At 59.5% G+C, this 4,213-nt stretch carries 3 protein-coding genes and 1 pseudogene; all 4 read right to left on the bottom strand.

Annotated elements, in window-relative coordinates; translation table 11 throughout:
* Nucleotides 1-110: 110 nt before the first annotated feature.
* A pseudogene (locus M2427_RS41925) lies at nucleotides 111-464 on the bottom strand (ParB/Srx family N-terminal domain-containing protein); the annotation flags it as partial.
* Nucleotides 465-627: 163 nt separating this feature from the next.
* Nucleotides 628-1,821 carry a DUF932 domain-containing protein gene (locus tag M2427_RS41920; RefSeq protein ID WP_280712550.1) on the bottom strand — a complete coding sequence of 398 codons (1,194 nt, stop codon included), beginning with the start codon at nucleotides 1,819-1,821 and terminating at the stop codon, nucleotides 628-630.
* A 497-nt stretch (nucleotides 1,822-2,318) separates the two neighbouring features.
* Nucleotides 2,319-2,741, bottom strand: coding sequence for a DUF5615 family PIN-like protein (locus M2427_RS41915; RefSeq protein ID WP_280712549.1), 423 nt, complete (start codon nucleotides 2,739-2,741; stop codon nucleotides 2,319-2,321).
* Nucleotides 2,725-3,387 (bottom strand): DUF433 domain-containing protein, encoded by a 663-nt coding sequence (locus tag M2427_RS41910; RefSeq protein WP_280712548.1) that lies wholly within the window; start codon nucleotides 3,385-3,387, stop codon nucleotides 2,725-2,727. Before M2427_RS41910 ends, M2427_RS41915 begins: the two co-directional genes overlap by 17 nt.
* Between the last annotated feature and the right edge of the window lie 826 nt (nucleotides 3,388-4,213).

The raw sequence follows: 4,213 nt of genomic DNA, 5'->3' as shown, positions 1-4,213 counted from the left end.
ACGTCTGTGTGCCTTCCTCGAAATGCCCCGTTAATGTCGTCGATTCCCATGACGGACCTACGACTCTAAGAGGACAGTTGCGATACAGAACCTAAAAGCGCAACGCGATGGACGTTTTCGGCAAGCGAGTCCTCTTCCGCGGTGATCTCCGAGCAGGCATCAGTGACGATGCACGGGACCGGCGCGGTTTTCGCCAAACGCTTCTGCTTTACCAGGAGTTCAAGCGCGCGATAGCGGCGACCGCCGGCTGGCACCTCGAACATGCCGGTCTCCTGGCCTTCAGCATCGAGAACAGGCCGGACATTCAGGCTTTGCAGGAGGGACCGACGTGCGATGTCTTCGGCGAGATCCTCGATCGAGATGCCCGCCTTGATCCGGCGGACATTGGATTGAGCCAGCACGAGCTTGTTAAAGGGAATGTCACGTGACGACGATAGCTTGATCTTCTGAACGGCCTTTGCCATCTCAGTTTCTCCAGAACGGCCGGCCGAAAGCCTCTCTCTCGGCCTCCAAGCCGTTCACGGAGCGAAGCGCCGCCCTCTCGCTCCAGAGGGCGGCGCCACAGAATTGGCAAGAGGGACACGTACCAGAGAGACCCGAAATTGGTCTCTGTGGCCTTCGCCCAAGTCAGGCGGCACGATCCAAGAGCTTCTTCGCCTTCGCCTCCATGTCGAGGCGAGCATCCTGATGCGGCTTATCGCGCGCGACGGCCGTGATGCCCTGCACGAAATCGAAGATGCTTTCAGGCGGGCGGCGCTCCTCCGCCAGCACGGTTTCTATCACCTTGGCTGTCTCGGCCTTGGAGAAGCCGCGGCGACGCAGAAACTCGGTGCGATCCTCGTCACTATGTGCCACGATCCGCTCGCGCGCAGCCTTGATGCCATTGACAAAGGGCATGGGAGACGAGTTGGCGAAGTTCAAGAGCGCGGGGGCCGCTTCGTGGGCAAAGCGGGACGGGGCGTATTTGGAATGGCGAATGATGATCTCCTCGAAATCCTCCACGCCCCACAGATTCCGATTCTGGCAGACTGCGCGGAGATAGAAGCTCGCCATGCCGAGCGTCTTCGCCCCAACTTCCGAGTTCCAGCAATAGAAGCCGCGGAAATAGAGGTCGGGCGAGCCGTCCCGGAGACGACCAGCTTCGATCGGATTCAGGTCATCGACCAGGAAAAGGAAGACGTCCCTGTCCGATGCGTAGAGAGTCGTCGTGTCCTTGGAAATATCGACACGCGGATTATAGATTCCGGTCGACCAGTCGAGCACCCCCGGCACCTTCCAGCGTGTATCACCTGTGCCGTTGCCGGCGATGCGCTGCACGGCCTCAACCAGCTCATGGTCAAATATCCGGCCATAGTCTGGGCTGGTGACGGCACGAAGCTCAACACGGCCATCGTCGGTCTCGAGCGTCTTGATCTGTTCGGCACGATTGGAGGTCAGGCCATATTGCAGGTTGATGCCTGCCAGCGCCGCAGGGAGCTGCCGCAGGTAAGCGGCCGGAGCGCCAACCTGGCTTGCAAGCTGCCCGAAGCTCCAGTGAGTCGGCGCGACGGGTTTGTCCGAGCCGGGCAACATCAGCGCCAACCGCTCGGGATTAGTCCGGTTCGCTTCGACATGAATGAGCGCGCTTTCGACCACGCGCGTGCGACTGCGATCCGTGCGATCGCGCACGGTGCGCGCCAGCTCGTTGAGCGACAGATAGCGCTGATCGGCCGGACGGGAAAACCACTCGGAGGATACCCGACCGACGCGCTCGCCGCGGCTCACGTCCACCCTGTAACCGCCGCCGGCATCGCGGCTGGCATCGAGAATCTGCATGTTCATGGGACAATCTCCATGACGGGCGCCGGAAGACTCTCCTCCGGTCCTCGACCCGTCATGACCAACCCGGCCTGCCCTCTCCCTCTCGCTTAGGCGCCGCCTCAGCGCTCACGACGGCTTCCGAGGCGGCCGAGCGAAACCGCAAGCTCCGCGTCAGGGATGGAGCCCGAAGGGTGAAAACCTGGCGCAAGCCGGGGTTTCAGCGAAGCCGACAGCCCGGTCCCGCAGGGAGACGCCCGTTCTTAAGCGCGCGAGCGTTCGCCGCAGTCACATCGGAAGAATCTGGCTGTTAATTTCCCCGATAGTCCGTCTGCATATCTTGCGGGCGATAGGTCGGAATATCGCCAGGATAATTCAGCGGGCATCGAGCCGCAGGCATGAAAGGAATCTGCGATAACCGCAACAACACGCGCCGGTCTTCCCAATGCTCCTCGGCGCCGGCGCAGCTTGAGTGACCGAAATAGGAGGTCAGTCTTACAAAAACTGTCTATTCAGCCTTCTCAATCCGTCGGAAGCGCATAGCGGTCGACGATGATCTCATCGGACTCAGCGGTTTCCAAGGTCAGTTCCAGAATCATGTTGACGAGGTCGCCGTCGCTGTCGATTTCATCGAGCGCTGCGTCAAACAGATCGCGCTGCATGTCGATATCCATTCCCTCAGGGCCGTTGAGGCAAATGAGCCCTGCATGTATTTCAGCCCGCTGATACTGACCGCGCGTTCCCGGTGCGGCCTCTGGCCCACGAAAGTCGTAGGCGTTGCGGGTTACGAGAGTCCAATCGCCTTCAAGGACGATTTTCAGCAAGTCCCAATCCTTGATACCCTGGCGACCGATCCAGACCACATGAGAGCTTTCGCCATGGCCGCGCTCGCGCGCCATGTGTACCAACTCAGGACTTAGACATTCATCAATGAGAAGCTTCATGTCGCCGTCGCCGAAGGGCCTTCCGCGAGGGCGACATTGCCGTAGGGCGCCGCGCTTGCCGTGGACGGCCCCGGGGCGGGGTCGCCTTGGCATAGAGAATTGCCAAATCGATAAGCTCTCGTGTCAGGCTTGGATAGGCCTCCTGAAGCCGGCGCATCGGAACGCCTGAGGCAGCAGATGCAGCAACATCGTAGACAGGCACGCGCGTTCCCTTGATCACGGGTGTACCGCCCAAAATTTCCGGATCTTCCGTCACGGCGGCACGAGCACGCGTCAGCTTGTCGTGTTCGGCCAACGTGTCTGCAATGAATCGATCGAAGTTCAGCGTCAGGAAGTGATGTTCGATCTTCCAGTGGGGACGCTTGTCTCGCCAGGTCTTGATCAATCGCACGGCGGCCTTCGCCTTCACCTCGCTATACAGTGTGTCGATCGCATATTTCCGCTCTTGTGCTGTCAGCGATGGCGCAGCGTCATAATAGAAACGAATGAGCGTGCAAGCCCATGCCCAAACCCGCCGACTGTCCTCGTTTGTGTACAGCCCCTCGGGCAGGATGTGTTCGTCGATCAATCGGTTGACATCGCGCACTTCGACGCCGGCCACGACGGCAGCCTCAGGGGTCGTGAGCAGTTCAGGCTCGGTGGACATTGCACACCAATAATTCTTCCGATCCGTCGGAAGATATAACCTTTTGCGTCGAAAAACAAGGTCCGCGAGTAAGGCTTGGCCGTGGTCACGGCTCTTGTTTTCTTTTTGTTCCACTGGTGAAAATGGGTACTGTCCCGCATTTAACCCCCTGTTTTCTAAGCTGATTTGGCGAGCGCCCTAAATGGACGTTTGATAGGTCGCGATTCGCTTTTGATCCAGATCAATTGCAAACCTGGCTTCAGTTTCATCAATTGGACCGTTCGGCGGCAGACCATGCGGCAACTCGATTGGGCAACGATAGCGTGGAGTATTTGGACGGCGTTGCTCGCCATCGCCATTCTTTATCTGCTGTTCTATCCGTGAGGTCGCCTCAGCTAGCCACTTCCTATTTCAGCACAATCCGCAAACCGAAGCGGCGTTTGCCAAACCGTGAGTTTCTCTGAGAAATCCTGTGAAAAGCGCGACGTCGGCCGCTGTACTTGTGATCTCCCGCGTCATCTTTGTAATCGCGTTCGACGGGAGGCAGAGAAAAGGCAGCCGACGAAGGGGCAGTGATAGCGACGCGGGCATGAAATGCCCGCGGGCACCGAGGCGACTGCAGTCGCGAGACCGGTTAAAAAGGCACCCGCGTTCGGGGCAGTGATAGCGGCGCCGGCATGCAATGCCGGCGGCCCCTAACGCGAGAGCCTCCGGCGAGCGACACCGAATCGCGCAAGGGATCGAAGCCGGACGGCGTGCGCCGTTGAGGCGTGGAGAAGAAGGGAGTGTTCGAAAGAATGGAGCCTGCTGGTTATGGCTCTTACTTGCCCGGCTTACCGGTGTCGGA

It is taken from the genome of Bradyrhizobium sp. BR13661 (genome assembly GCF_029892425.1).
In the GTDB taxonomy this organism is placed as follows: domain Bacteria; phylum Pseudomonadota; class Alphaproteobacteria; order Rhizobiales; family Xanthobacteraceae; genus Bradyrhizobium.
Note: the sequence above shows the minus strand (reverse complement) of the source record. Positions and strands in the feature narration are given on the sequence as shown.

Excerpts from the sequence above, each read along its gene's own strand:
- M2427_RS41920 (WP_280712550.1), bottom strand. The coding sequence starts at position 1,821 with ATGAACATGCAGATTCTCGATGCCAGCCGCGATGCCGGCGGCGGTTAC.
- M2427_RS41915 (WP_280712549.1), bottom strand. The coding sequence starts at position 2,741 with ATGAAGCTTCTCATTGATGAATGTCTAAGTCCTGAGTTGGTACACATG.
- M2427_RS41910 (WP_280712548.1), bottom strand. The coding sequence starts at position 3,387 with ATGTCCACCGAGCCTGAACTGCTCACGACCCCTGAGGCTGCCGTCGTG.